The organism is Pandoraea bronchicola, assembly GCF_902459805.1.
GTDB lineage: Bacteria > Pseudomonadota > Gammaproteobacteria > Burkholderiales > Burkholderiaceae > Pandoraea > Pandoraea bronchicola.
On record NZ_CABPST010000001.1, the window covers coordinates 698,311 to 724,208 of the forward strand.

The following is a 25,898-nucleotide window of genomic DNA, read 5'->3' on the forward strand; positions in this document are numbered from 1 at the left end:
CAGGGGGCGCCACGCTGCCATCAGGTCTTGCTCTTGGAGAGTTCCACGCCCAGTTGCTTGAGCTTGCGATACAAATGCGTGCGCTCCAGGCCGGTTTTCTCGGCCACGCGCGTCATGCTGCCGTGTTCCTTGGCCAGGTGGTAAGCGAAGTACGCGCGCTCGAAAGCGTCGCGCGCTTCACGCAGCGGTACGTCGAACGAGATGTCTGCCGACATGCCGGCAGCACCGGCCGCCCCCGCGACACCCTCGGCATCGTGAGCGCCGAGCGGTGCATGATGCGTGGCCGCACCGTTAAGGCCCGTGCCCGCATGGCGTGCGTCGCTCTCGCCGAAGACGCCCGTCTCCAGCGCATCGTCGTCGGCATCGAACGCGCTCGCGGCACCACCGGACGGATCGCGCTTGCCGCGTGCGAGTCCCTGTTCCACCGCCTGCAGGAGTTTCTGCAGGGCGATGGGCTTTTCGAGGAAATTGAGCGCACCGATCTTGGTCGCCTCGACAGCGGTGTCGATCGTCGCGTGGCCCGACATCATGATCACAGGCATGGTCAGCAACTGCTGTGCTGCCCACTCCTTGAGCAAGGTCACGCCGTCGGTATCGGGCATCCAGATATCGAGCAGCACGAGGTCAGGCGTGTGGGTCGCGCGGAACGCGCGCGCTTCCTGCGCGTTCTCCGCCACTTCCACGACATGCCCCTCGTCGCTCAGAATCTCCGAGAGCAGCTCCCGGATCCCCATTTCGTCGTCCACCACCAAAATGGTTGCCATTTACGCTACCTTCGTGTGTTCTGCCGGCTTGAGGCGCGGCAGGTCCTGGTCGTCAGCCAATTGAGTAAACAAGATCGAAATTTGTGCACCTGCACTGCCTTCGCCCTCGGGTAATGACCGGTTGCGAATGTCGATGCGGGCCTGATGCTCATCGATGATCTTCTTGACCATCGCGAGCCCCAACCCGGTGCCCTTCGACTTGGTCGTCACGTAAGGTTCGAATGCGCGGGTCAGAATGCGTGCCGGAAAGCCCGGCCCGTTGTCCGAGATCGTCAGACGCACCGCAGTGCGCTTCGGCTCACCGGAATGCACATCCGATCCTGCGTATTCTACTGTCTTCGTTTCTACCGTGATAAGAGGGTTTTCGGTTCCAACGACGGCATCTTGAGCATTTTGCAGCAGATTATGAATAACCTGACGCAATTGCGTCGAGTCGCCGCGAATCTCCGGCAGCTCAACGTCGAGATAGGGGCGAATCGCACCGCGCCCTTCGTCCACGCCGTATAACGTCAACACCTCGCCGATCAGCTCATTGAGTTGCAGCGGATGCATGATCGCCGGCGGCAGGCGCGCGTAATCGCGGAAATCGTCGACCATGCGCTTCATTGCCGCCACCTGATTGACGATGGTCGTTGCCCCCCGGCGCAGCACTTCGGCGTCGGCCGGTGGAAGCTTGTCCGACAATTTCATCTGCAATCGCTCTGCCGACAGTTGGATCGGTGTCAGCGGATTCTTGATCTCGTGCGCCAGACGCCGCGCCACTTCCGCCCATGCGACCGAACGCTGCGCCGAGATCACGTCGCTGATATCGTCGAACACCACGACATAGCCGCCACCCGCACGCATCGGCACCCCGGCCACGGCGACCATCGGTTCCGGCAAATGCGAGCCGCGCACGAGCAGCGTGACCGCATCGGTTTCGCCTGGCAACGTCAGGCCGATCTGTTGTTGCCAGTGGCCGCCCGGCCCGAGATCGACATTCGCATCGCGATCGGCAAATGCGCGGCGCAACGTCTCCCCGAATTCCACCAGCGCCGGAATATGCGCGGGCGAACGATTCAGCTCGCCCTGAAAGCTCTGCTTGAAGATGCGTTCGGCACCGGCGTTGGCCGTCGTCAGGCGGAAGTCCCGGTCGAAGACGAACACCCCGGCCGTCAGACTCGACAGAATACTCTCCAGGTGAGCCTTCGAGCTTTCGAGCGCGAGGCGGTTGCGCTCAACGGTTGCGCGGGCGTCCGACAGCTGACGCGTCATCGCATTGAACGCCTGCGTGAGGAAGCCGAGTTCGTCGTTGGTGCGCACTTCCCCCTTCGGCGACAAATCGCCTGCCGCCACCTCCTGCGTGCCGCGTGCGAGCAGGAAAAGCGGCCGCGCGAGCTGATTTCCGAGGGCCAGTGCGAGCATCATCGCGACGAAGGTCGCCAGGAACAGCGACAGCGTCAGCGTGCCGATATACATCTTGCGCAGGCCCGTACGGCCAAGCGCCTTTTCCTGATATTCACGATAGGCGTTCTGCACCGCCTCGGCGTTCTGCGCGAGATTGGCAGGCACCAGTTGCGTGACTTGCAGGAAACGCTCTTCGTCCTGCAGCGACGACGAGTACCCGGACGGGATACGTATCACCACACGCCATCGCAGTTGATCGTTTCCCTGATGTTTGTCGTAGCCCTCGCTGCCGCCTTCGATAGCCGTGTAGCCACGTGACTGCGTGCGGGCCTGACGCAGCATGAGCGGTGTTGGCAGATCGGGCACGAGCGCGTTGAAGTTGCCCGACGCCGACGCGAGCACGCGCCCGTTGCCGTCGACGATCGTTGCGTCCTGCAAGCCGAACTGTTCACGCATGCGCAGCAGGGTGAGCGTGCCGCCTTTATCGCCGCTCGACGTCAGATTGTCGGCCACGAGCTGCGCTTTCGCACTCAAATCCGACAGGCCGTTATTCAGAATGGCGCGGCCGAGTTCGAGCCCGGAATCGAGCGCCGTCTCCACGCGCACATCGAACCACGATTCGATACTGCGCGAGACGAATTGCAACGACACCAGATAGATGATGCCGCCCGGCAACACCCCGACCAGCGCGAAGAAAATCGCGAGCTTGGCCAGCAAACGCGTGCCGAAGCGTCGCTGACGCAGCCGCACGAGAATGATCCAGACGAGCGCACCGACGATAAAGACGAAGATGATCGCCACCGCAATGTTTGCGGTGTAAAGCAGCGAATAGTAACGGTCGAAGAATTCGGTATTGGCCGACGCGAGCGCGAGCAAGCCAAACAGCCCGATGGCGACGAGCGCCATCGTGACGATCAGCGTGCGAATGACGATGTGCTTGAGCAGGCCGCCGCCGTTATTTGACACGGGTAGCTCCGGGCGGCGATGCCGCACTGAAAGCCAGCGGCAAATTACCCGTCAGGCGGGGCGAGGAATTCGCAGTGCCAAGTGTTGGTGTTGCCGCGAGCGGCAACGCTGTCATACCGGCACTCGCAGTTGCGCTCGCCGGTGCCGCGGCCCCGGCCGAAGCGTTCGGCGCAACGCTCAACGTCGCGACGGCCGGTGACACAGACAGGCTGGCCGCCGCCGGCGGGGATGCGGGCGAGAACAGGAAGCGTGCCCAGTCCGAGCTGAGATTCCAGTCGCGGTTGTTGACGGCGTCGATCTGGAAGGGCTTCGGCATGAGCGCATTGTCGAGACGCATGCGCACCGACGCCTGATATTGGGTGCCCGGCTTGGCGACACCCTTTTCAATGACGCGCCAACCGCTCACATTGCGCACGAGCGCCAGCGCATCGCGCAACGAGCTGAAGCCGAGCTGCAACCCGCCGCTATTGCTGTTGCCGTTGTTGCTGGAGACACGGTATTGACGCGTGAGCGGCTGGAACCAAAGCCGCACGCTCTGCGAAGTGGTCACGACCTTCTCGTCAAACCAGTACCAGCGCGAGCGCGTGAGTTCGAAGTCGGTCGTGAAGTAAAGAGAGACGCCGCGATTGACCGCGTCTTCAAGGCTGCTGTTGAGTTCGAAGGCAAAGCGCGCGTCGAGCGACCAGCCGCCCTCGGAGGGCTCGAGCCGGGCTTCGCGCACCTGAATTTCGTTTTCGGCGCGCGCGGGCGCTGCGAAGCCGAGCGCGAAAACGCACAGCAGCAGCGGCAGCAAACTGGCCAGGAGCCGTTGAGAGAAAGTCACCGTTTCTGGAAGCGAGCGTAGTAGAAGCCGTCATGGGCGCCGCCAGGGGTCATTAGCAATTGCCCGGGAGCGTCCAATCGTACCGCATCTGTGCGAACACGTTCAAACCATTGCGCTTGCGCTTCGTTTTCTGCCGGAAAGATGGAGCAGGTGGCGTAGATCAGTTCGCCGCCCACGGCCAGGGTGTCCCAGAGCGCGAGCAGGATGCGCTGCTGCTCTTGCACCAGCGCTGCGATGTCGGCCTCGCGGCGCAGCCAGCGAATGTCCGGATGACGCCGCACGATGCCAGCCGCCGAGCACGGCACGTCCGCCAGAATGCGGTCGAACGGCACGCCGTCCCAGCCGCCGCCGGACCACTTCGACGGGGCACCGGCGTCGCCGATGCGCACGTCGGCGCTCAACCCCAGACGCTCGAGGTTCTCGTAGATGCGCGGCACCCGCGTGCGGTCCGACTCCAGCGCCGTGACCTGCACGTCTGCCATTTCCAGCAGATGGCCGGTCTTGCCGCCAGGGGCCGCACAGGCGTCCAGCACGCGCATGCCTGCGCGCGGGTTCTCGCCAAGCACGAGCGGTGCGGCCAGTTGCGCGCCGGCGTCCTGCACCGACACCCATCCGTCGGCGAACCCCGGCAGGCGATCCACCGGCACCGCCTGCGCCAGACGCAACGCCACCGGTCCGATGACTTCGGCTTCCATGCCCGCCAGCGTCAGGCTCGCCTGCATGTCGGCCACGCTGATGCGACGCGTGTTGACTCGCAGCGTCATCGGGCCACGGCTGTCCCCAGCGGCAAGCAGCGTCTCCCATTGGTCCGGATAGGCGCGGCGCACGGTGTCGATCCACCACGCAGGGTAGTTCCAGCGCGCTTCGGGTTGCGTGGCGATCTGAGCCATCAGGGCGTCGCGCTCGCGCAGAAAGCGGCGCAGCACGGCGTTGGCCAGCCCCTTTGCGGCGACAGTCCGCCGCTGAGACGCAATCGCCTCGACCGCCTGATCGACGACGGTAAATTCGGTGTACGCAGCATCCTTGGGGTCGTCCTGCAGCAACGCGAGGGCGCATAGCAGAATGTCTCTCACCCGGGCTTGCAGTGCGGGTTTGACCAGCAACGCGAGCAATGCGCGGCTGCTGCCCAGGCGGCGCACGGCACGGTAAGCCAGATCCTGTGCGGCGGCGCGCGCGGTCGGCACGCACTGCACGGTGGCTTGCGCAAGCGCTTGCGGCAACGCGGTGCCCTTCTGGACGGATTCGAGGGCCTGCGCGGCGCGTTGCAGCGCATAGGCCAGGGATTCGGTGGGCAGACTCGGTTGCGGCATGGGCTTTCTACAAACAAACATGCCCGCGCGACGGCGGGCATGCGAGGCTATCGGACGGCTGTCGGGCGACAGGATAGCAGACTGGCGAGCCTTGCCCGAGGGCACCACTCGCGCCAGCGGGCAGGGCCATCGCCGGCGAGGTCAGTCCTCACTTCCGGCGCACCGCTCAAGCGATCAGACCGGATACTGTCCGGTGCGCGCCATCTCCATCAGACGGGCAATGCGCTCTTCGGTCGCCGGGTGCGTCGAGAACAGGTTGGCGATCGCGCCGCCGGACAGGGGGTTCATGATCATCATCTGCGCGGTGGCCGGGTGCTGTTCCGCGGCCTCGAACGGAATGCCCTGTGCGTAACGGTGGATCTTGTCGAGTGCCGCCGCAAGCGCCTGCGGATCGCCGGAGATTTCCGCGCCGCCCCGGTCCGCCTCGAATTCGCGGGCGCGCGAAATTGCCATCTGAATCAGCGACGCTGCCAGCGGCGCGAGAATCGCCACGGCAATGCTGGCGATCGGGTTGGCCGGACGGCCGTTCTCATCGCGTCCGCCGAAGAACATGGCGAAGTTGGCAAGCGCCGAAATGGCACCGGCCATCGTCGCGGAAATGGTGGAGATGAGAATGTCGCGATGCTTCACGTGCGCCAGCTCATGCGCCATCACGCCGCGCAGCTCACGATCAGACAGCACACGCAGAATGCCCGTCGTGGCGGCCACGGCGGCGTGCTCCGGATTGCGGCCGGTCGCGAACGCGTTGGGCGCGTCTTCGTTGATCAGATAGACCTTCGGCATCGGCAGGCCGGCACGCTGCGACAGCTCGCGCACCATGTTGTAGAACTGCGGTGCGCTCGTCTCGTCGACCTGCTGCGCGTTGTACATGCGCAGCACCATCTTGTCCGAGAACCAGTACGAAAAGAAATTCATCGCGAGCGCGAACGCCAGCGCGAGCATCATGCCCTGCTTGCCGCCGATCATGCCGCCCACCACCATGAACAACGCGGTGATGGCCGCCATCAGCAGGGTGGTCTTCATCCAATTGAACATGGTGTTCTCCTCTGCAAATCTTGATGACTCGAGGAACCACGCACTTTGCGTGTCCTCGGGCGTTAGATGGGGCCGGCCGTCAAAAATTCAACGGCAGCGGCTTCAGCTTAGATATTTTTCAGACGTTCGCCCGGATTTCTCGTCATTTCACCGACGTTTTGCGAACTTTTCGCGCTGTTTTGATGGCAAAAACGCGTGAGCCGGCGTCGAGCGCTATGCCTGCGGATCGGCCGTCACGAACACGTCACCCGGCGTCAGTGCGAAACCTGCGAGGAACTCACGCACCGGCAGGCGTTTGCCGCCCGGCTTCTGGCATTCGGTCACACGCAATGCGCCTTCGCCACAAGCGACCACGATGGCGTCAGCGCTCACTTCGAGGACAGTGCCGGGCGCCGCCCCCGGCTTACCCGCCACAGCGCTCGCGCGCCACAGCTTGACAGGGGTGTCGTGTACCGTGCCGAGTGCGCCCGGGAACGGATCGAACGCCCGCACCTGACGCGCCAGCACATCGGCAGGCTTGCGCCAGTCGAGCACGGCCTCCTGCTTCGCGATCTTCTCTGCGTAGGTCACACCGGCCTCGGGCTGGGCAACGCTCGGCAGATGCCCGTCGCGCGCGAGCTGACGCAACGCGTCGACGATCAGCTTGCCGCCGAGCGCCGCCATGCGGTCGTGCAGCACCGCTGTCGTGTCTTCGGGACCGATGGGTTCGGCCTCACGCAGAATCATGGCGCCCGTATCGAGGCCCGCATCCATCTGCATGATGGTGATGCCGGTCTCGGTGTCCCCCGACTCGATGGCACGGTGGATCGGCGCCGCACCGCGCCAGCGCGGCAGCAACGAGCCGTGAATATTCAGGCATCCGTAACGCGGCAGATCGAGCACTTCCTGCGGCAGGATCAGGCCGTAGGCGGCCACGACCATGACGTCGGGTGCAAGCGCACGCAGTTGTTCGATGGCGGCGGCCGCCTCCTCGGGGTACTTGCCGTTACGGCGCAGCGACGGCGGCTGCGAGACCGGCATGCCGTGCGCCAGCGCGTAGCGTTTGACCGGGCTGGCTTGCAGCTTCATCCCTCGTCCTGCCGGACGGTCTGGCTGAGTGAGTACCAACTCAACGGGAAAGCCAGCGGCATCGATAGCGGCTAGCGCGGTTTGTGCGAATTCCGGCGTACCGGCGAAGACGATGCGAAGCGTCATGACGACCTTACTCCTGCTGAACGCTGTAACTTACTTGACGGCACCGGCGGCGGCGTCGGCAACGGCTGGCGCGACGAACGCACGGAAACGCTCGTTGGTGTCGCCTGCACGACCGCCCTGCCAGATCTCGCGCCAGCCGTCGGGCGCAGGAATGCGCGCGTTGGCCTTGTCGAGCAGCAACAACACGCCGCAGCGTGACGCCTGCGCCAGATCCGGGAGCTGCACCGGACGCACGTCGATGAAATAGTCGAGCATCGCGCGCTCGGACTCGCCGACATTGAACGACCCGACGCAAGTGTTCGCCAGCGGGCTGCCGGGCGGCGCAACATGCGCGAGCGACTCGCGCAGCGCGGCGAAAGGCGTGCGGTAGCTGCGAGCCTCATTGACCCACGGCAGCAGCAGCGTCGAGAGCGTTCCCCAGACGAACATCAAGCCGGCGAAGCCGAAGACGAGGGCCCCCAACTGACGGCGATGCACGATGGCGGTCCCCCATAACACGGCGATGACGAGCGCCGCGAGCACAAGGCCCGGCGAGAACGGCAGCACGTAGTCGAGCGGCAACCATTTGCCGATCGGTCCGGCCGCGACATGTCCGTTACCGGTCAGTTGCAGTCCCCAGCGCACCCACAGGAACAGGCCCAGCACACTCATGAGCACAAGCGCCACGCCCGACCATGTCTTCTCGAGCCACGCCGGCAAGCGCACGCCCGCACCGAGCACGGCGATGGCCGGGAAGAGCGACAACATATAGATATCGCGAATGGCCGACGAGACCACCAGCGTCAGCACGAACAATCCGGCGTACAGCCAGAGCATGGCCTGTTCGGGACGCTCGTTCAGCAAACCCCGCACCCCGCCGCCCTGCCGCAATTGCGCAATCAATGCGCCGAGGGCGAGCCAGCCCGCCGGGAACGTCAGCCCGATCAGGCTCGTGACGTCGTTCCAGTACGACTTGCGTTCCCCCCCCAAGTGGACGAAACCGAAGAACCGGCCGAAGTTGTTGTCCCAGAACCATTCGATGAAGAGCGGCTCGGAGGCATGCCAGAACAGCACCGGCCAGATCACGACCCAGGGCAGCGCCGCCAGCACTGCCCACGCGAGCGCTGCGGCGTATCGGCGGGTGCGATAGGCCGGCACGATGAGTACCGCCAACGCGGTCAGCCCCAGCACACCGGGCACGAGCAAGCCCTTGCTCAGAAATGCGATCCCGGCGCCCGTCCCGAACAGCAGCCCCCACAGGCGCGACGAATTTCCTGCTCTGGCCAGATGTGCCAGCGCCGCGAGGGCGAGCGCGGCGCCCGCCAGTTGCGGCACATCTGCCGTGAGTTTGTGAATGTTCTCGATGGCCCCGAAGCTGCCGACCATCAGCATGGGGGCGAGCCAGTTGAAGGTGTCCGTGTCGCGCGTGTGGGCCGGCCCGTAAAGGCGTTGCGCCAGACGCCCGACACAAAGTGCCGCCATCACGAGCCACGCAAATACCGCGAGCTGCGCGCCGTCGAAGACGGGCAGCACACCGGACGCCAATCGCGCGAAGAACGCCCCCGTCCAATACATGACGGGCGGCTTTTCCACAAAGGGATCGGCCGCCACATGCGGCACGATCAGATCGTGACCGCGAAAGAAATTCAGCACCATGCCGACGGAATACGGCTCATCCGCCTTCCAGGGGTCGCGGTCGAACAGTCCCGCCAGCACGAAGGCGAACAGGAGTGTGGCGCTCAGCCAGTAAATCGTACGGGTACGGGAAGACGACGAGGTGATGGCGATGGACATCTCGGCAAACAGTCGGGAGTTGGCCCGACGGCAGACGTTCGAGACGCCCCGTCGCAGCGGCGGAAAGCGGACGCAAGGGCCCGCGAGCGCTGCAAGTATAGAGGACTTTACCGGGCGCGCCCACGTTGGGCGTGCCGGACAGGATCAGGCGCGCTCGACCTGCTTCTTCATCTTCTGCTTGATGCGGTTGCGCTTGAGCGGCGAGAGGTACTCGACGAACACACGGCCCTTGAGGTGATCCATTTCGTGCTGGATGCACACGGCGAGCAGGCCGTCGGCGTCCAGTTCGAACTTCTCGCCCTTCTCGTTCAGGGCGCGCACGCGCACGCGGTCGGCGCGCTCGACTTCGTCATAGATGCCGGGTACCGAGAGGCAACCCTCTTCGTACACCTTCTGCTCGTCGCTGCGCCAGACGATCTCGGGGTTGATGAACACGCGCAGTTCGTCTCGCGTTTCCGAGAGATCCATCACGATGACCTGCTCGTGAACATCGATCTGCGTGGCCGCGAGGCCAATGCCTGGGGCGTCGTACATGGTCTCGGCCATGTCCTTGACGAGTTGGCGGATCCGGTCGTCGACCTGGGCAACCGGCTTGGCCACCTTGTGCAGACGCGGATCGGGATATTGAAGAATTGTCAGTAATGCCATGATGAAAAACGGGAATTCGCCGCATTGCCCTGAGGATGGCCGCGAACGCACAATCTTGTGATGGTGACTGCGTCGCGAGGCTCGCGCCGCAGCCGATGCCAACCTTGGCCCCCCGGTCAATGCTTACCGGATGATGAAAAATTTTAGCATAGCGCCCCTGCCGGCGCTGGCGGCCGGCGACACCCCGCCCGCCCGGGACGCCCGCTCCGGCACCCTTTCGGGTGTCGCCGCCGGCGTCCTGTCCGCCGAAAACCTCACCGCATCGCCCCATTGTGATCAGATCGGTGCCGACCGCGCGGAAATCAAGGACTGGCTAAGGCTTTGTCACGCCCCCGGCGTGCCGCCTGCTGCCATACGGCGTCTGTTGATCGCCTTCGGCCCGCCCGAGGCGATCTTTCGCGCGTCACGCGCCGACCTCGCTCACGTCCTGCCTGACGATCTCGTCGCCCGGCTGCTGGCGCCGGTTCGCGCCGACGTAGCCGCGCAGATCGCCCGCACCGTCGACTGGGCCAGCCGGCCGGGGTGCGCTGTGGTGACGTTGTCCGAACCGGCCTATCCGCGCGCCCTCCTGACGCTCGGCGACGCGCCTCCCATTCTCTATTGCCGAGGTGACGTCGGTTTGCCGAACCGGGCGGGCAACAGGGCGGCGGCCCTCGTCGGCAGCCGCCGTGCCACGCCGCAGGGACGCGACAATGCGCGGCACTTCGCGCAAGTCCTGGGCCGGGCGGGCGTTACCGTCGTGTCAGGACTGGCCGCCGGCATCGACGCGGCCGCGCACGAGGGCGCGCTGGAGACCTCCGGGCGTACCTGCGCGGTCGTTGGGACGGGGGCCGACATCGTGTACCCGGCGCGCCATCACGGGCTCGCCGAGCGCATTGCCGAACGCGGCCTGCTGCTATCCGCGTTTCCTCTCGGCACACCGCCCCGGCCGGATCATTTCCCGCGTCGCAACCGGTTGATCGCGGCGCTGGCGCGATGCACCGTGGTCGTGGAAGCCGCGACGCAATCGGGCTCGCTCATTACAGCGCGTCTGGCGGGCGAACTGGGCCGGGACGTGCTCGCCCTTCCCGGCTCGATCCACGCGCCGCAAAGCCAAGGTTGTCATGCCTTGATCCGGGATGGCGCCACGCTCGCGGCGTCGCCCGAGGACGTCTTCGAGGCGTTGGGCATTGCACCGCCCGCCGTCACGCTCGACGCAAAGCAATCGGGCGAAGAGCGCGCACGACACCGTGGCGGCCCAACACATACGCGCCCGGGCTCGCAAGCTACCCGCCAGGGCGTTGGCGACGGGAACGCTCACCGCGCATCGGCTGTCCATGCCACCGTGACGTCGACCGCCAGCGCGCCACCCGGCATGACAGCGGTCGTGGAGGCGCTGGGTTATGATCCGGTCAGCGCAGACACCCTCTGCGAGCGCACCGGCATAGGGATCACCACCGTGCTCGCGCACCTGAGCGTGCTTGAACTCGATGGCCGGATCGCCCGCCTTGCCGGCGGCCGGTTTGTGCGGCTGACGGCACCGGGCGAACGCTAGCGAATGCGCCGCGCGCCGGGGTCGTGGCCCGATTGCGCAAGGCCGGGTAGCGGCTGCAGACTGCATTCCCTCAATACCGAAATTCCGATACTACCGACACCATGCCCGTTTTCGATCCCGTTGCCGACCGTTCCGCGCTGGCCGCCGCGCTGGCCGATGGCAACACGCGTCTCGTGGCCTGCCTGTGCGCGGCGTGGTGCGGCACCTGCCGCGAGTATGCGCAGACGTTCGAGCAACTGGCGGCCAGCCATCCGGCGTTGTGTTTCGTGTGGGTGGACATCGAGACCCACGCCGACTGGCTCGACGACCACGATATCGAGAATTTCCCGACCGTGCTGGTCCAGGACGCGGCGCAGCCGCCCGGACAGGCACGCTTCTTTGGCCCGGTACTGCCCGCCATCGGCATTCTCGAGCGCATGCTCGACACCCGCGTGCTGGGCGACGCCACCGTTATCGCCCCCGCGCTGCGCGAGCATCTCCTTGCCGGATAACGCCTGCCGGAACCCCATGACGGGAACGCCGGGCACGGCGCGGTGTCATGGCCACAGCCGCGACACTGCCCCGCCGGCCCCACGCTTGCCGCCGGCCTGCGACGCGCTTATGATGTGCCGCTTTCAGGCACGCCTTGTGCCCGATCCGACGGCAACGGCGGATTGGCTATATGTTATAAAGCCAACGAATGTCGCTTGGCGACACCCCCTCAACATTACCTAACGTCATGTCAAAAGCTCTGATCATTGCCGAGAAACCGTCCGTCGCGAATGACATCGCGCGGGCGTTGGGCGGCTTTACCAAGCATGACGAGTACTTCGAGAACGACGATTACGTCGTCTCGTCGGCGGTTGGCCACCTCGTCGAAATCGGCGCGCCGGAAGACTATGAAGTCAAACGCGGCAAGTGGAGCTTCGCCAACCTTCCCGTGATTCCCCCGCACTTCGACCTCAAGCCGATCGCCAAGAGCGAATCGCGCCTGAAGGTGCTCACCCGTCTCATCAAGCGTAAGGACATCGACGTCCTGATCAACGCCTGTGACGCGGGGCGCGAAGGGGAGCTGATTTTCCGTCTGATTGCGCAGCACGCGAAGGCGAAGCAGCCGGTCCAGCGTCTGTGGCTGCAGTCGATGACGCCGCAGTCGATTCGTGACGGTTTCAAGCGCCTGCGCACCGACGACGACATGCTGCCGCTGGCCGACGCCGCGCGCAGCCGCGCTGAAGCCGACTGGCTGGTGGGCATCAACGGCACCCGCGCCATGACGGCGTTCAACAGCAAGGGCGGCGGTTTCTTCCTGACGACAGTCGGTCGCGTGCAAACGCCGACGCTGTCGATCGTGGTGGAGCGCGAAGAAAAGATTCGCAAGTTCGTATCGCGCGACTACTGGGAAGTGAAAGCCGAGTTCGTCGCTTCCGCCGGCTTCTACGAAGGCCGCTGGTTCGACCCGAACTTCAAGCGCAACGAATTCGATCCGGAGCAGCGCGACTCACGCCTGTGGAGCGTGGCAGCGGCCGAATCGGTCGTGGCCGCCGTGCGTGGCAAGCATGGCACGGTCACGGAAGAATCGAAGCCGTCGTCGCAACTCTCGCCGCTGCTGTTCGACCTGACGAGCCTGCAACGCGAAGCCAACAGCCGCTTTGGCTTCTCTGCGAAGAACACGCTGGGTCTGGCGCAGGCGCTGTACGAAAAGCACAAGGTGCTGACGTATCCGCGTACCGACGCGCGCGCACTGCCGGAAGACTATCTGGACACCGTCAAAGAGACGATGGCCGTGCTCAAGGAGAGCAACAACTACCATCAGTTCGCGAGCCAGGTCCTGAGCAAGGACTGGGTCAAGCCGAACAAGCGGATCTTCGACAACAGCAAGATCAGCGATCACTTTGCCATCATCCCGACGCTGCAGGCGCCGAAGAACCTCTCCGAGCCGGAGCAGAAGCTGTACGACCTCGTGGTCAAGCGCTTCCTGGCGGTGTTCTTCCCGGCCGCCGAGTCTCTGGTGACGACCCGCATCACGGAAGTGGTCGGCCATCACTTCAAGACCGAAGGCAAGGTGCTGGTCAACGCCGGCTGGCTTGCCATCTACGGCAAGGAAGGCGCGGGCGACGGCAAAGACGGCAAGGACGCCAAGGAAGACCAGCCGAACCTCGTGCCGGTCGCGAAGGACGAGAAGGTCGGCGTGGACAAGGTCGAAGCCGTCGGCCTGCAGACCAAGCCGCCGGCGCGCTACAGCGAAGCGACGCTGCTCTCCGCCATGGAAGGCGCGGGCAAGCTGGTCGAAGATGGCGAACTGCGCGAAGCGATGGCCGGCAAGGGACTGGGCACGCCAGCCACGCGCGCGGCCATCATCGAAGGCTTGCTGACGGAAAAGTACCTTGTGCGCGAAGGCCGCGAGTTGCATCCGACGGCCAAGGCGTTCCAGTTGATGACGTTGCTGCGTGGCCTCGGCGTGGACGAACTCACGTTGCCCGAACTCACAGGCGAGTGGGAAGCCAAGCTCTCGCAGATCGAGCGCGGCGGCCTCAAGCGTGACGAATTCATGCACGAGATCGCACAAATGACGCAGACCATCGTCAAGCGTGCGAAGGAATACGACTCCGACACGATTCCCGGCGACTACGCAACGCTCACCACGCCGTGCCCGCATTGCGGTGGCGTGGTCAAAGAGAACTACCGCCGTTTCGCGTGTACGAACTGCAGCTTCTCGATCTCGAAGATTCCGGGCGGACGCCAGTTCGAAATCCCGGAAGTCGAAGAGCTGCTCAAGAACAAGACGATCGGGCCGCTGTCGGGTTTCCGCAGCAAGATGGGGCGTCCGTTCTCGGCGATTCTCAAGCTCTCGCCCGATGACGAGATGGGTTACAAGCTCGAGTTCGACTTCGGTCAGGACAACGGCGACGAAGACGGCGAAGCCCCCGACTTCACGGGACACGAGCCGGTCGGCAAGTGTCCGAAGTGCGGTGGACGCGTATTCGAGCATGGCATGCGTTATGTCTGCGAAAACGCCGTCGCGAACCCGAAGACCTGCGATTTCACGTCGGGCAAGGTGATTCTCCAGCAGGAAATCACGCGCGAGCAGATTCACAAGCTGCTCAACGAAGGCAAGACGGATCTGCTGACGAACTTCAAGTCGTCGCGCACGGGCCGGACGTTCAAGGCCTATCTGGCCAAGCAGAAGGACGGCTCCATCGGCTTCGAATTCGAGGCGAAGGCACCGAAGAAGACAGCCGCGAAGGCGGGCGACGCCGAGGGTGACGAAAAAGCCGCACCGGCGCGCAAGACGGCAGCGAAGACCGCTGCCGCCAAGGCACCTGCCAAGGCGCCGGCCAAGAAGGCGGCTGCCAAGAAGACGACGGCGAAGGCCAAACCGGCCACGAAACCGGCTTCCGGCACGTCAGACGACGCCGCTGCCTTCGACGATGACGACGCACCGTTCTAAGCGAGCCGAGCGCCGCGTTGCCCCGTGATCCATGGGGCACGCGGGGCAACGAGGCACCGGGGCAATAAAAAACGGCCACTTCCTCACGGGAGTGGCCGTTTTGCCATCTGGTGGCGCGAACGACGTCACACCGGAATTTCGGTGATCGGCGGCGTCGGTGACGGCAGCTTGGGCGGCACCCAACGCTCGGCAGCCGAAATGCCTTCGTTCTGACGGAAATATTCCACCGTCAGGTCGATGAAGCCGCGCGTCTTGGCCGACAGATACTTGCGGCTCGGATAGACAAGCGAAACATCCACCGGTGTCTGCGAGAAATTGCGCAGCAGCGCGACGAGGTCGCCATCGCGCACGTCGTTGCCCACGAGATACGAGGGCAGGAACGCAATGCCGTGTCCCAGTAGCACCGACTGGCGCAGCAGCGCGGTGTTATTGCAGATGAACTTGTTCTGCACGCGCACACGCACTTCGCCGTCTGGACCGGAGAACACGCGATCGTCGCTCCAGAAGTCGTTTGGCAGGCCCAACACGCCGTGCTCGCCCAACTCCTGCGGCGTCACCGGTTCCCCGTGCTCGGCGATGTAAGCGGGCGACGCGCACAGCATCACGCGTGTCTCGGCGAGCACACGCGAGATCAGGCTTTCGCTGTTGATCATGCGGGTGAGCAGAATGCCGCAGTCGTAGCCTTCTTCTACCAGATCGATTGCACGATCGGTCAGCGTGAGATCGACCACCACCTTCGGGTGCATCTCCTGATACTTCTTGACGAGCGGCGCGAGGTTGCGCAAGCCGAACGAGACCGGGGCGACGACCTTCAAGGTGCCTTTCGGATCGCGCGAAGCGCTGGAGATGAGGGCGTCGGCCTCATCGACTTCGTCGATGATCTGCCGGCAGCGCTCGAGATACACCTGCCCCGCGCCGGTCAGCGACAGGCTGCGCGTGGTGCGGTTGAGAAGACGCACGCCGAGGTGCGACTCCAGCTCCGCGACATGCCGCGTGACCACGGCGGCCGACAGATCCATCTGGGCGGCGGTACGGGCAAAGCTCCCGTTATCAGCCACTTTGACGAAAACGCGCATTGATTGCAGTCGGTCCGTGTTCTTTCCAATCGTGATGTGCCGCGTCGTTCCGGCAAAAACGAGCATGGGCGGACCGGTGGTTCACCGGCACTGTGGATACCCACGGGCACCGGTCGGGCCGCCGCCGCGGAGCATTCCGGGGCGAGCCGCGCGCGTGCCGCCAGGGGTGTCGACACGGCGGGGAGACTTCTTCAATAAGGCGCTAGCTTACCGTAGACGGCCAAAATTTGCCTGACACGGCAATGATTTCCGTGCAGGGCTGCCGTATTGCATGCGCATCGCAACGCTCGGGCCTGCGTTCAACGCTGGATTTCACGCAGCTTCGTGCTCGATCATGCCCTTCGCGCGCAGCGTCCCGGTTGCCAGCGGGAGGTTTGACGCAGGTCAGAGCGGGGTGTTCACCACAAAGTTACAGTCGAATATCACCCATTGTTACAGGCTTCGTCATGAACCCCCTCCCCCTTTTGTCGACGCCGTGTGCCAACGCCTCCGCCACCGGCGAATCGCCCACTGATTCGCCCTGCCCTGGCTGCAAGTCGCACGCGTCAACCGAAGGCCATGGGCAATCGCGGTGCGCAACGCGCCTGGCGTCGCGAGCGGCCCCGGCCATCCCGCGTGCGCCGATCCACTTCGATGCACGGCTGCTGGGCCGGTATGACGTCAACGGGCCGCGCTACACGTCATACCCCACGGCGCTGCAATTTCGCGACGACTTCGGCGCCAGCGACTACGCGCGCGCGGCGGCCCAGTCCAAGCGCACCGGCGCGCCGCTCTCCCTCTACGTGCACGTTCCGTTCTGCGACACCGTTTGCTTTTACTGCGCGTGCACCAAAGTCGTTACCCACAACCGTGCGCATGCCGATGCCTACGTCGAGCGCCTGCACACGGAGATTGCGCGCCAGGCGTCGCTGCTCGGTGCCGGCCGCGCGCTCGCGCAGATGCACTGGGGCGGCGGCACGCCTACGTTTCTCGCACTGGAACAGATCACATCGCTGATCGACGCCATCGGCCGCCACTTCGTGATGATGTCCGACGACAGTGCCGAGTACTCCATCGAGATCGATCCCCGCAGCGCGGGTCCCGCGTCGATTCGCGCCTTGCGGGCGCTCGGATTCAATCGCCTGTCCATCGGGGTGCAGGATTTCGACCCTCGCGTTCAGCAGGCCATTCATCGCGTTCAGCCACGCGCACTGGTCGAAGCCACACTCGACGCGGCCCGCAGTTGCGGTTTCCGGTCGGTCAATTTCGATTTGATCTACGGCTTGCCCTACCAGACGCCTGAGTCTTTCTCGAACACGCTCGACGCCGTGATCGAGATGGCGCCGGAACGCCTGTCGGTCTTCAGTTACGCGCATCTGCCAGAGCAGTTCAAGATGCAACGCTGCCTGCCCGACGCCCTGCCGGACGGCCGGCAAAAGCTGGCGCTGTTGCAGACGATCATCGCCCGGCTGAGCGCCGCGGGCTATGTCCACATCGGTATGGATCACTTCGCACGGCCCGACGACGAACTCGCACGCGCGCAAGCGGCGGGCACCCTGCATCGCAACTTCCAGGGGTATAGCACGCGGGCGGATTGCGATCTCGTCGGCGTCGGCATGTCGGCCATCGGCCGTGTGGGCGACAGCTACGCACAGAACGCCAAGACGCTGAAGACGTATTACGAAGCCATCGATGCCGGTGGCCTCGCGATCACGCGCGGCGTGCGCCTCGATGAAGACGACCATATCCGGCGCGACGTCATTTCCCGCCTGATGTGCCACATGTCGCTCAGCTTCGCCGACATCGAGCAGGGGCACGGCATCGATTTCGTCACTTACTTCTCGAGCGAACTGGGCGAGTTGGCCGGTCTGGCCGCCGACGGTCTGGTGGCCATCGACGCCCGCGGGCTGCGCATCTTGCCCGCCGGGCGCCTGCTGGTGCGCGTCGTGGCGCAAGTCTTCGACGGCTATCGCCGCAGCGCTGCGAACGCACGTTGTGCGAAGGTCATGTAAGCACGAGCGCTGGCCACAAAAGGAAACGCCCGGTGCAAACCGCACCGGGCGTTTTCATTATCGACGTCGACGTGGCAAGGCTATCGGCGCGTCAACAGCATCGTCCACCGCTCTTGCCGCCGTAGCGCGCTTCCTGCCGCTCGCGGAAGAAGGCCTCGTAGCTCATGACCTCCTGATCCGGGTGCGTGGCCCGCATGTGCGCCACGTACGTGTCGTAGTCGGGCAGGCCGACCATCAGGCGCATGGCCTGTCCCAGATACCGGCCGACCTTGCCGACTTCATCGAGCATGGCGTTCTCCTCCGGCCTCAGACCTGACGGCCTGCCGGCATCGGCTCGAACGGCGTTTCCCGGGCCGTCGGCTTGTTGGCCCGGCGCGCCGCGAGGATGGTGCGCAGACCGAAGCCCGCCACAGCCACCACCACAAACATGAAGATACCGGCGAGCGTTGCATCGACGTAGTCGTTGAACACGATCTGCTGCATCTGGGCCACCGACTTCGCCGGAGCGAGCAGCTTGCCGTCGGCCAGCGCGGCCTGATACTTCGCCGCGTGAGCGAGGAAGCCCACCTTCGGATCCGGATCGAACATCTTCTGCCATCCGGCCGTGAGCGTGCAGGCGAGCAACCACAGCGTCGGCAGGATCGTCACCCAGGCGAAGCGCTCACGCTTGAGCTTGAAGAGCACGCAAGTCGCGAGAATCAGTGCGATGGCGGCCAGCATCTGGTTGGAGATACCGAACAGCGGCCACAGCGTGTTGATGCCGCCGAGCGGATCGACCACGCCCTGATAGAGGAAGTAACCCCACGCTGCCACACAAAGCCCCGTGGCAATCAGGTTGGCGGGCAGCGATTCCGTACGCTTGAGCGACGGGACGAACGTGCCGAGCAGATCCTGCAGCATGAAGCGGCCGGCACGCGTGCCTGCATCGACCGCCGTCAGAATGAACAGCGCCTCGAACAGAATCGCGAAGTGATACCAGAATGCCATCATCGCCTCGCCGCCCACCACCTGATGCAGGATGTGGGCCATGCCGACGGCCAGCGTCGGTGCGCCACCGGCGCGCGAGATGATCGTGTTCTCGCCGACCGCGTGTGCGGTGGCTCGCAGCACGTCCGGCGTGATCGAGAAGCCCCAGCCGGAGACGACTTGCGCCACGGCTTCCGGCGTCGTGCCGATCACGGCGGCCGGACTGTTCATCGCGAAGTACACGCCCGGGTCGATCACCGACGCTGCGACGAGCGCCATGATGGCCACGAACGATTCCATCAACATGCCGCCGTAGCCGATGAAGCGCGCGTTGACTTCGTTATCGAGCAGCTTCGGCGTGGTGCCCGACGAGATCAATGCGTGGAAGCCGGAGACGGCACCGCACGCAATCGTGATGAAGAGGAACGGGAACAGCTTGCCCGACCAGACCGGGCCACTGCCGTCGACGAACTGCGTGAGCGCCGGCATCTTCAGCTCAGGTGCGACCACCAGAATGCCGATGGCCAGTGCCAGAATCGTGCCGATTTTCAGGAACGTCGACAGATAGTCGCGCGGGGCGAGCAGCAGCCATACCGGCAACACGGACGCGACGAAGCCGTAGCCGATTAACATCCACGTGAGTTGCTTGCCGTCGAACGTGAACAGCGGCGCGAGCGCAGCGCTGTCATGCACGCTCTGGCCGAAGTAGATCGCGGCCATCAGCATCACGAAGCCGAGGATCGACACTTCGCCGATGCGGCCCGGACGGATGAAACGCGTGTAGATGCCCATGAAGAGCGCGATCGGAATCGTCAGCCCAACGGTGAACGTGCCCCACGGCGACCCCGTGAGCGCCTTGACCACGATCAGCGCCAGCACGGCGAGAATGATGATCATGATGAGGAACGCGCCGAACAACGCGATCACACCGGGGATCATGCCGAGTTCGGACTTCACGAGATCGCCCAGCGAACGGCCGTCGCGGCGCGTTGAGATGAACAGCACCATGAAATCCTGCACGGCGCCGGCGAACACCACCCCGGCGAGAATCCACAGCATGCCCGGCAGATAGCCCATCTGGGCGGCGAGCACCGGACCGACGAGCGGTCCTGCACCGGCAATCGCGGCAAAGTGGTGACCGAACAGCACGTAGCGGTTGGTCGGCACGTAGTCGAGCCCGTCGTTATGACGCCAGGCCGGCGTCATGCGCGTGCCGTCGAGTTGCGCCACACGCGTGGCGATGAACTTGCTGTAGAAGCGATAAGCGATCAGGTAAACGCAGATGGCTGCGATCACGATCCAGAGTGCGCTGACGGTTTCGCCGCGCGATAGTGCCACCGTGCCAAGCGCGCACGCGCCGACGATGGCCACCGCTGCCCAGGGCAGTTGTTGCCAGATGCGATTCATTGTCTCTCCTCGGAACTGCCTCCTTCGGGCAGCAACCCGGGACGGTGCCGTTACGGCACTGTCCCGCCTCTTGATTCGGCGCCATCGAGACGCCTCGAATCGTGGCTCACTGCGAACGCCCCTCTTTCGGGGGTCTGCCTACAGCGAGGACCGGCGGCGATCTGCACAGAGGCCGCATGCCGGCATGCGAACTTGCGCGACGCGTGCGAGACGCTTGCGGGCTGCGCTCGGCAGCCCCGGCCACGATTCGGCGTGTAGTATTGGCGTTTGCCCATTGCGCCACAAGCGCGGAACTACGCAGATCCGCTACGTGCTACTACGTAGCCAAATGCTGTGACATACGGCATTGCAGGCTTTTCGAACGCCATGAATCTCCGACAGAAATTTTTCGTCCTGGCGCTGTTACCGGTCGCGCTGGCGATGGTCGCCATTGCGCTGGCCGTACGACATCAAGGCAACGAGCTTTCGCGCGCGCAGCACGACGCCGTGCAAACCACATCGCTGGCCAGCAAGCGGGCCGAGCTGCTGCATTACGTGGGTCTTGCGCGCAATGCCATTGAACCGCTGTACAACGGCCCCGACACTCCCGCCGCGCGCGAGCAGGCCCTCGCCACCCTCGCCCGCATGGAGTTCGGCAAGGACGGCTACTTCTTCGTCTACGATCTCGAAGGCCGCAGCCTGATGCACCCGCGTCAACCAGAGCTTGTCGGCCACAACCTCTGGTCGCTCAAGGACGCGTCGGGCGCCCCCACGATCCAACGCCTGATCGCGGCTGCGCGCGCGGGCGGGGGCTACGTGCAGTACGCATGGGATAAGCCGTCCCGCCAGCAAATGACACCGAAGCTCGGCTACGTCATTGCCCTGCCGCGCTGGAACTGGATGATCGGTACGGGCATTTATCTCGACGATGTCGAAGCCACACTGCGTGAGTCGGACGAGCGGGCGCAGGAGAACATCGACCGTACCCTGATCTGGATTACGCTCATCGCGTCATCGTGTCTGGCGATCGTGGGTCTGTGCGGGCTCGTCGTGAACATCACCGAACTCAAGACCGCCGACGCGAAGCTGCGTCAACTGGCGCGTCAGGTCGTGGAGTCGCAGGAACTGGAGCGCTCGCGTATTTCGCGCGAGTTGCACGACGGCATCAGCCAGCTCCTTGTCTCGGTCAAGCTGCTGCTCGAGTCGGCATCGATGCGTCTGCCGGGTTCACCCGCCGCGGCCAGCACCACGCTGGGCGTTGCCATCGAGCGGCTGAACGGCACGCTCGGCGAGGTGCGCCGGATCTCGCAGGCGCTGCGCCCGGCCATGCTCGACGATCTCGGGCTGGCCGCCGCCATCGATCAGCTCGCGCGGGAGTTCGGCTCACACGCAGGGCTTCCCGTCGAAATGACGGTCGAAGGCGACGCGCCTGTTCTCGACGACAACATCAAGACGATGCTCTACCGCATCGCGCAAGAGTCGCTGACCAACATCGAGCGCCATGCGCAGGCGTCGCACGTCTCGATCCTGCTGATCTTCAAATCCGACGGCATTCATCTGTCGATTGCCGACAACGGGCGCGGTTTCGATGTGACCGACGTGCACCACGATCCCAGCCACGGCATTGGCCTGCGCAACATGCGCGAGCGTCTCGATGCCGTCGGCGGCGTGCTCGGCATTCAGTCATGGCCCGGCCTCACCACCATCAGCGCGTGGGTACCCCTCACGCCCGCCGCGGTGAAAGCGGCGCTTCGCGCAACCACACGCAAATGATGCAAGCTCATCCCATCCGATTGCTTTTGATCGACGATCACCCGCTCGTACGCGACGGACTGCGTGCGCGCTTCGATGCCTCTCCCAATCTTCAGGTCGTGGGAGAAGCGGGCAACGCGCAGGAGGCGCTCATGCGGGCGACGACATCGTCGCCGGATCTCGCGTTGATGGACATCAGCATGCGCGGCACAAATGGCATCGAACTGACGGCGCAGTTTCGCGAGCAGTTTCCGCACATCGCCGTATTGATACTCTCGATGCACGACAACGCCGAGTATGTGCGTCAGGCCGTGCGTGCCGGTGCACGCGGCTACGTGCTCAAGGACGCACCTGCGCACGAGATCGTGACCGCCATCGAACGCGTAGCGCGCGGCGACGCCTACTACAGCGCCGCCATTGCCGCGCGCGTGGTGCAGGCCTCGACTTCGCATGCCCCCATCGATTCGCTCACGCCCCGAGAACGGGAAATCCTCACGCGTATCGCGCGCGGACTGGCAAACAAGCAGATTGCGACGGAAATGGATTTGTCGGTCCGGACAGTGGAGACACACCGGCTCAATATCAAGCGCAAGCTCGGCATCGAAGGGCAAGCCGAGTTGATCAAGTTCGCGGTGGAGAATCGGCTGTGACGCAACGCGGCGTTCTTACGCGCCTTCATGAGATCACGTGCGGAATCCATCACGGGATCCATGCTGAAAGGGGTTGTACACCTCCACACCAGTATTGGAGAAATCCTTGACGTTGCGCGTCACTACGATGAGCTTGTGAACTAGCGCGGTCGCAGCGATCAGCTTGTCGATGGGATGTTGTTGATGGGGGACTCGCAGACGGGCCCACATGTTGCAGACGCTCAAATCAACGGGGAGAATCTGCTCCAAAAAATCGCGATGCACCGTCGTCACCCAATTGTCGACAAGCGTCGCCTGACGCGGATCGTTGCGGTAACGGAGCAAGAGCGCCCCGCGTCGTAATTCCCCAAGCGTGATGACCGACAGGTAGCGGGGTATCGCGTTTTGCGTCGTGTGACGAATGAATCGTTGCACCCCAACGTCGCCCCCACCCAGTTTCCTGCACTCACTGATCACGTTCGTATCAAGCAGATACATTGCGGGACTCGACTGGCTCAATTGCCACGCTCGAAATCACTATCGAGTCCGACATTAGGGAAGTTCATGATCGCTTCTCCAATGCACCGAAACCCTGGAACTCTCGCCACGTTATCCAGAATCGCCAGCACCTCTGCCTCCGGCGTTCTGTCATGCAGCGCCGCGCGAGACCGGATCGATCTCATCAGCGGCTCATCAATCCCCTCAATCAGCATCATGTGCATAAGCGCCTCTCTCCGTACTTAACCAGAAATCGCCGTCCGAATCGAACACCCGAACCCCAGGAGAAATGCTAGCACCGGAGAACTTTCGAAAACCGGCCAGAACCTTGTCCGGCGCACCTTTCGGAATGATCACAAGGCAATAAAAAATCCCACCGAAGTTTCCCTCGGTGGGACCACTGTGCGCACCGCCCTGGCGTTACCGGCGCAACCGGCAATCACGCACGATCAGCGCGCCATCATGCTGACGATCAGACGAATCACGACTTCAAACGCCGCTCGATGTCGGCCTTCGTGTCGAGCAGCGCCTGCGGCAGATGGTATTTGAGCGTGTCGAACAATTCGGCGTGCAGTTTCAGCTCCTCATGCCATGCGGCCGGGTCCATCGACGTCACGTCGTCGAACTGCGCCTGCGTGAACGACAGACCGTTCCAGTTCAGATCTTCGTAACGCGGCGTGATACCGAACGCGTTCTCCACGCCCTGCGCCGTGCCATCGATACGGCCGAGCATCCATGCCAGCACGCGCATGTTCTCGCCGAAGCCCGGCCACACGAACTTGCCGTCGGCGCCCTTGCGGAACCAGTTCACACAGTAGATCTTCGGCAGCTTCGCCCCCGTCTTGCCGAGTCGCGCGCCGGTGTCGAGCCAGTGCTGGAAGTAGTCGCTCATGTTGTAGCCGCAGAACGGCAGCATGGCGAACGGATCGCGGCGCACCACGCCCTGCTGACCCGCCGCCGCGGCTGTCGTCTCCGAGCCCATCGTCGCGGCCATGTACACACCCTCGGTCCAGTCGCGTGCTTCCGTTACCAGCGGCACCGTCGTCGAGCGGCGGCCACCGAAGATGAACGCATCGATTGCCACGCCGGCGGGGTTCTCCCAGTCGGCATCGATCGATGGGCATTGCGACGCCGGTGCCGTGAAGCGCGAATTCGGATGCGCCGCCTTGCGGCCCGTCTCCTTTGCGCTCTCGGGCGTCCAGTCCTTGCCCTGCCAGTCGATCAGATGCGCAGGCGGCGTGTCGGTCATACCTTCCCACCAGACGTCGCCATCGTCGGTCAGCGCCACGTTGGTGAAGATCACATTCGCGCCGAGCGTCGCCAGCGCGTTCGGATTAGTCTTCTCGCTCGTGCCCGGTGCCACGCCAAAGAAGCCGGCTTCGGGGTTGATCGCGTACAGACGGCCGTCCTTGCCCGGCTTGATCCAGGCGATGTCGTCGCCGATGGTCTCGACCTTCCAGCCCTCGAAGCCCTTCGGCGCAATCAGCATGGCGAAGTTGGTCTTGCCACACGCCGACGGGAACGCTGCGGCCACGTGATACTTCTTGCCCTCGGGCGAGGTCACGCCGAGGATCAGCATGTGTTCGGCCAGCCAGCCTTCGTCGCGGCCCATCTTCGAGGCGATGCGCAACGCGAAGCACTTCTTGCCCAACAGCGCGTTGCCACCGTAGCCCGAGCCGTAGCTCCAGATCTCGCGGGTTTCGGGAAAGTGGACAATGTATTTCGTGTTGTTGCACGGCCATGCCACGTCCTTCTCGCCGGCGGCGAGCGGTTTGCCGACCGTATGCACGCACGGCACGAATTCGCCGTCGGTGCCGAGCACGTCGTACACGTCGCGCCCCATGCGCGTCATGATGCGCATGTTCACGGCCACGTAAGGCGTATCGGACAATTCCACACCGATGTGGGCGATCGGCGAGCCGAGCGGCCCCATCGAGAACGGCACGACATACATCGTGCGGCCGCGCATGCAGCCCTGGAACAGGCCATCGAGCGTCGTGCGCATTTCACGCGGATCGACCCAGTGATTGGTCGGGCCTGCGTCTTCGCGCGTCTCGCTGCAAATGAACGTGCGATCTTCCACGCGCGCCACGTCCGACGGATCGGACAGCGCGAGGAACGAGTTCGGGCGTTTGGCGGGGTTGAGCCGCTTCATCGTACCGGCGGCCACCATCTGTTCGCACAGACGGTCGTATTCCTCCTGCGAGCCGTCGCACCAGACGACACGCTCGGGCTGGGTGATCGCCGCGATGCGCGACACCCAGTCGATCAGCTTGCTGTGACGCACCCAGGCGGGCAGATCACGTGTGGCGACGTTGGACGAGGAGGAGGCGTTGAGCGCGCTGGCGCTCACACTGGCTTGCGTCATGGGGGTTGTCTCCATGCAGAGTCTAGAAATCGATGCGGACGGCGAGCGTCCGTCGCGCGGGCACCTTGGATCGCCGGGCGGCCCATCCGGTTGGGGATACCAGACAGGTGGAAATGCCCCGGCAATTACTGCGGGCGCGGTCAATCAGGGCGCTCGCAGGCTCGGGCCGCGTGAAGTGAGGCGCGTGTGGCGCGTCTTGCGACGCACGTAACAACACACGCGGGAAGGCAGGAGGCAACAGGCGCACCGATACGTGCGCTTCAGGCGTCTCGTTCACCAGATCCGGCTTGCGTTTGCGGGGTGGATTCGATTTTTTGCCATCGTGTTGAGGCGGTTTCGCCATGGTTGCCAGGACACCTGCCATACTATGCA

The 25,898-nt window shown here is 64.2% G+C and carries 19 protein-coding genes and 1 pseudogene; 6 read left to right on the forward strand and 14 right to left on the reverse strand.

Annotated features, from left to right (window positions below):
• Positions 1 to 20 precede the first annotated feature (20 nt).
• The 8 genes and pseudogenes from PBR20603_RS03185 to def all read right to left on the reverse strand — a co-directional run bounded on the left by PBR20603_RS03185 (position 21) and on the right by def (position 9,899).
• Positions 21 to 764: a response regulator gene (locus PBR20603_RS03185; RefSeq protein WP_150558062.1), complete on the reverse strand. Its 744-nt coding sequence runs from the start codon at positions 762 to 764 to the stop codon at positions 21 to 23.
• Positions 765 to 3,056 carry a sensor histidine kinase gene (locus PBR20603_RS03190; protein WP_281355984.1) on the reverse strand — a complete coding sequence of 764 codons (2,292 nt, stop codon included), beginning with the start codon at positions 3,054 to 3,056 and terminating at the stop codon, positions 765 to 767.
• A 289-nt stretch (positions 3,057 to 3,345) separates the two neighbouring features.
• A pseudogene (locus PBR20603_RS03195) lies at positions 3,346 to 3,939 on the reverse strand (DUF4390 domain-containing protein); the annotation flags it as partial.
• Positions 3,936 to 5,249: a 16S rRNA (cytosine(967)-C(5))-methyltransferase RsmB gene (gene rsmB, locus PBR20603_RS03200; protein ID WP_150558065.1), complete on the reverse strand. Its 1,314-nt coding sequence runs from the start codon at positions 5,247 to 5,249 to the stop codon at positions 3,936 to 3,938. The pseudogene PBR20603_RS03195 and the gene rsmB, both read right to left, overlap by 4 nt.
• 174 nt (positions 5,250 to 5,423) lie before the next feature.
• Positions 5,424 to 6,284, reverse strand: coding sequence for a zinc metalloprotease HtpX (gene htpX, locus PBR20603_RS03205; RefSeq protein WP_150558066.1), 861 nt, complete (start codon positions 6,282 to 6,284; stop codon positions 5,424 to 5,426).
• A 213-nt stretch (positions 6,285 to 6,497) separates the two neighbouring features.
• The gene (gene fmt / locus PBR20603_RS03210; protein ID WP_150558067.1) at positions 6,498 to 7,478 is read right to left on the reverse strand and encodes a methionyl-tRNA formyltransferase; all 981 of its coding nucleotides are present in this window, start codon (positions 7,476 to 7,478) and stop codon (positions 6,498 to 6,500) included.
• 30 nt (positions 7,479 to 7,508) lie between these two features.
• Entirely contained in the window at positions 7,509 to 9,251 is a 1,743-nt protein-coding gene (locus tag PBR20603_RS03215) for an ArnT family glycosyltransferase (protein WP_150558068.1), read from the reverse strand.
• A 144-nt stretch (positions 9,252 to 9,395) separates the two neighbouring features.
• On the reverse strand, positions 9,396 to 9,899 hold the full coding sequence (def, locus tag PBR20603_RS03220; RefSeq protein WP_039370642.1) for a peptide deformylase: 504 nt from the start codon (positions 9,897 to 9,899) through the stop codon (positions 9,396 to 9,398).
• Positions 9,900 to 10,029: 130 nt separating this feature from the next.
• Between def and dprA the strand changes: the two genes are divergently transcribed.
• From dprA to PBR20603_RS03235, 3 genes are all read left to right on the forward strand, one after another.
• The gene (dprA, locus tag PBR20603_RS03225; RefSeq protein ID WP_246174345.1) at positions 10,030 to 11,433 is read left to right on the forward strand and encodes a DNA-processing protein DprA; all 1,404 of its coding nucleotides are present in this window, start codon (positions 10,030 to 10,032) and stop codon (positions 11,431 to 11,433) included.
• 101 nt (positions 11,434 to 11,534) lie between these two features.
• Positions 11,535 to 11,924 carry a thioredoxin family protein gene (locus PBR20603_RS03230; RefSeq protein WP_150558069.1) on the forward strand — a complete coding sequence of 130 codons (390 nt, stop codon included), beginning with the start codon at positions 11,535 to 11,537 and terminating at the stop codon, positions 11,922 to 11,924.
• Positions 11,925 to 12,151: 227 nt separating this feature from the next.
• Positions 12,152 to 14,860 carry a DNA topoisomerase III gene (locus PBR20603_RS03235; RefSeq protein WP_150558070.1) on the forward strand — a complete coding sequence of 903 codons (2,709 nt, stop codon included), beginning with the start codon at positions 12,152 to 12,154 and terminating at the stop codon, positions 14,858 to 14,860.
• A gap of 125 nt (positions 14,861 to 14,985) precedes the next feature.
• Here the strand turns inward: PBR20603_RS03235 and PBR20603_RS03240 are convergent, their stop codons facing one another.
• On the reverse strand, positions 14,986 to 15,936 hold the full coding sequence (locus PBR20603_RS03240) for a LysR family transcriptional regulator (RefSeq protein ID WP_246174347.1): 951 nt from the start codon (positions 15,934 to 15,936) through the stop codon (positions 14,986 to 14,988).
• Positions 15,937 to 16,382: 446 nt separating this feature from the next.
• Between PBR20603_RS03240 and hemN the strand changes: the two genes are divergently transcribed.
• Positions 16,383 to 17,927 (forward strand): oxygen-independent coproporphyrinogen III oxidase, encoded by a 1,545-nt coding sequence (gene hemN / locus PBR20603_RS03245; RefSeq protein WP_246174349.1) that lies wholly within the window; start codon positions 16,383 to 16,385, stop codon positions 17,925 to 17,927.
• A 91-nt stretch (positions 17,928 to 18,018) separates the two neighbouring features.
• Here hemN and PBR20603_RS03250 read toward each other — a convergent pair whose 3' ends face one another.
• Both PBR20603_RS03250 and PBR20603_RS03255 read right to left on the reverse strand, forming a co-directional pair.
• Positions 18,019 to 18,216 carry a YbdD/YjiX family protein gene (locus tag PBR20603_RS03250; protein ID WP_150558072.1) on the reverse strand — a complete coding sequence of 66 codons (198 nt, stop codon included), beginning with the start codon at positions 18,214 to 18,216 and terminating at the stop codon, positions 18,019 to 18,021.
• A 17-nt stretch (positions 18,217 to 18,233) separates the two neighbouring features.
• Positions 18,234 to 20,300, reverse strand: a complete 2,067-nt coding sequence (locus tag PBR20603_RS03255) for a carbon starvation CstA family protein (protein WP_150558073.1) — start codon at positions 20,298 to 20,300, stop codon at positions 18,234 to 18,236.
• 366 nt (positions 20,301 to 20,666) lie between these two features.
• On the opposite strand from PBR20603_RS03255, the gene PBR20603_RS03260 reads away from it, so the two are divergent.
• A complete protein-coding gene (locus tag PBR20603_RS03260) occupies positions 20,667 to 22,052 on the forward strand; it encodes a cache domain-containing protein (protein ID WP_150558074.1) in 1,386 nt (461 codons plus the stop codon).
• Positions 22,049 to 22,681 carry a response regulator gene (locus PBR20603_RS03265; protein WP_150558075.1) on the forward strand — a complete coding sequence of 211 codons (633 nt, stop codon included), beginning with the start codon at positions 22,049 to 22,051 and terminating at the stop codon, positions 22,679 to 22,681. The genes PBR20603_RS03260 and PBR20603_RS03265 overlap by 4 nt, the downstream gene beginning before the upstream one ends.
• Before the next feature lie 33 nt (positions 22,682 to 22,714).
• On the opposite strand, the gene PBR20603_RS03270 is transcribed toward PBR20603_RS03265, so the two are convergent.
• From PBR20603_RS03270 to PBR20603_RS03280, 3 genes are all read right to left on the reverse strand, one after another.
• Positions 22,715 to 23,158, reverse strand: a complete 444-nt coding sequence (locus PBR20603_RS03270; protein WP_150558076.1) for a type II toxin-antitoxin system VapC family toxin — start codon at positions 23,156 to 23,158, stop codon at positions 22,715 to 22,717.
• 17 nt (positions 23,159 to 23,175) lie between these two features.
• On the reverse strand, positions 23,176 to 23,382 hold the full coding sequence (locus PBR20603_RS03275) for a FitA-like ribbon-helix-helix domain-containing protein (protein WP_174977758.1): 207 nt from the start codon (positions 23,380 to 23,382) through the stop codon (positions 23,176 to 23,178).
• A gap of 257 nt (positions 23,383 to 23,639) precedes the next feature.
• Entirely contained in the window at positions 23,640 to 25,526 is a 1,887-nt protein-coding gene (locus PBR20603_RS03280) for a phosphoenolpyruvate carboxykinase (GTP) (RefSeq protein WP_246174350.1), read from the reverse strand.
• Between the last annotated feature and the right edge of the window lie 372 nt (positions 25,527 to 25,898).

Coding starts and splice junctions, on each gene's coding strand:
- PBR20603_RS03230 (WP_150558069.1), top strand. CDS start 11,535: ATGCCCGTTTTCGATCCCGTTGCCGACCGTTCCGCGCTGGCCGCCGCG.
- def (WP_039370642.1), bottom strand. CDS start 9,899: ATGGCATTACTGACAATTCTTCAATATCCCGATCCGCGTCTGCACAAG.
- PBR20603_RS03240 (WP_246174347.1), bottom strand. CDS start 15,936: ATGCGCGTTTTCGTCAAAGTGGCTGATAACGGGAGCTTTGCCCGTACC.
- hemN (WP_246174349.1), top strand. CDS start 16,383: ATGAACCCCCTCCCCCTTTTGTCGACGCCGTGTGCCAACGCCTCCGCC.
- PBR20603_RS03270 (WP_150558076.1), bottom strand. CDS start 23,158: ATGTATCTGCTTGATACGAACGTGATCAGTGAGTGCAGGAAACTGGGT.
- dprA (WP_246174345.1), top strand. CDS start 10,030: ATGATGAAAAATTTTAGCATAGCGCCCCTGCCGGCGCTGGCGGCCGGC.
- PBR20603_RS03265 (WP_150558075.1), top strand. CDS start 22,049: ATGATGCAAGCTCATCCCATCCGATTGCTTTTGATCGACGATCACCCG.
- htpX (WP_150558066.1), bottom strand. CDS start 6,284: ATGTTCAATTGGATGAAGACCACCCTGCTGATGGCGGCCATCACCGCG.
- PBR20603_RS03250 (WP_150558072.1), bottom strand. CDS start 18,216: ATGCTCGATGAAGTCGGCAAGGTCGGCCGGTATCTGGGACAGGCCATG.
- PBR20603_RS03260 (WP_150558074.1), top strand. CDS start 20,667: ATGAATCTCCGACAGAAATTTTTCGTCCTGGCGCTGTTACCGGTCGCG.
- PBR20603_RS03215 (WP_150558068.1), bottom strand. CDS start 9,251: ATGTCCATCGCCATCACCTCGTCGTCTTCCCGTACCCGTACGATTTAC.
- PBR20603_RS03190 (WP_281355984.1), bottom strand. CDS start 3,056: ATGGCGCTCGTCGCCATCGGGCTGTTTGGCTTGCTCGCGCTCGCGTCG.
- rsmB (WP_150558065.1), bottom strand. CDS start 5,249: ATGCCGCAACCGAGTCTGCCCACCGAATCCCTGGCCTATGCGCTGCAA.
- PBR20603_RS03185 (WP_150558062.1), bottom strand. CDS start 764: ATGGCAACCATTTTGGTGGTGGACGACGAAATGGGGATCCGGGAGCTG.
- fmt (WP_150558067.1), bottom strand. CDS start 7,478: ATGACGCTTCGCATCGTCTTCGCCGGTACGCCGGAATTCGCACAAACC.
- PBR20603_RS03235 (WP_150558070.1), top strand. CDS start 12,152: ATGTCAAAAGCTCTGATCATTGCCGAGAAACCGTCCGTCGCGAATGAC.
- PBR20603_RS03255 (WP_150558073.1), bottom strand. CDS start 20,300: ATGAATCGCATCTGGCAACAACTGCCCTGGGCAGCGGTGGCCATCGTC.
- PBR20603_RS03280 (WP_246174350.1), bottom strand. CDS start 25,526: ATGACGCAAGCCAGTGTGAGCGCCAGCGCGCTCAACGCCTCCTCCTCG.
- PBR20603_RS03275 (WP_174977758.1), bottom strand. CDS start 23,382: ATGCACATGATGCTGATTGAGGGGATTGATGAGCCGCTGATGAGATCG.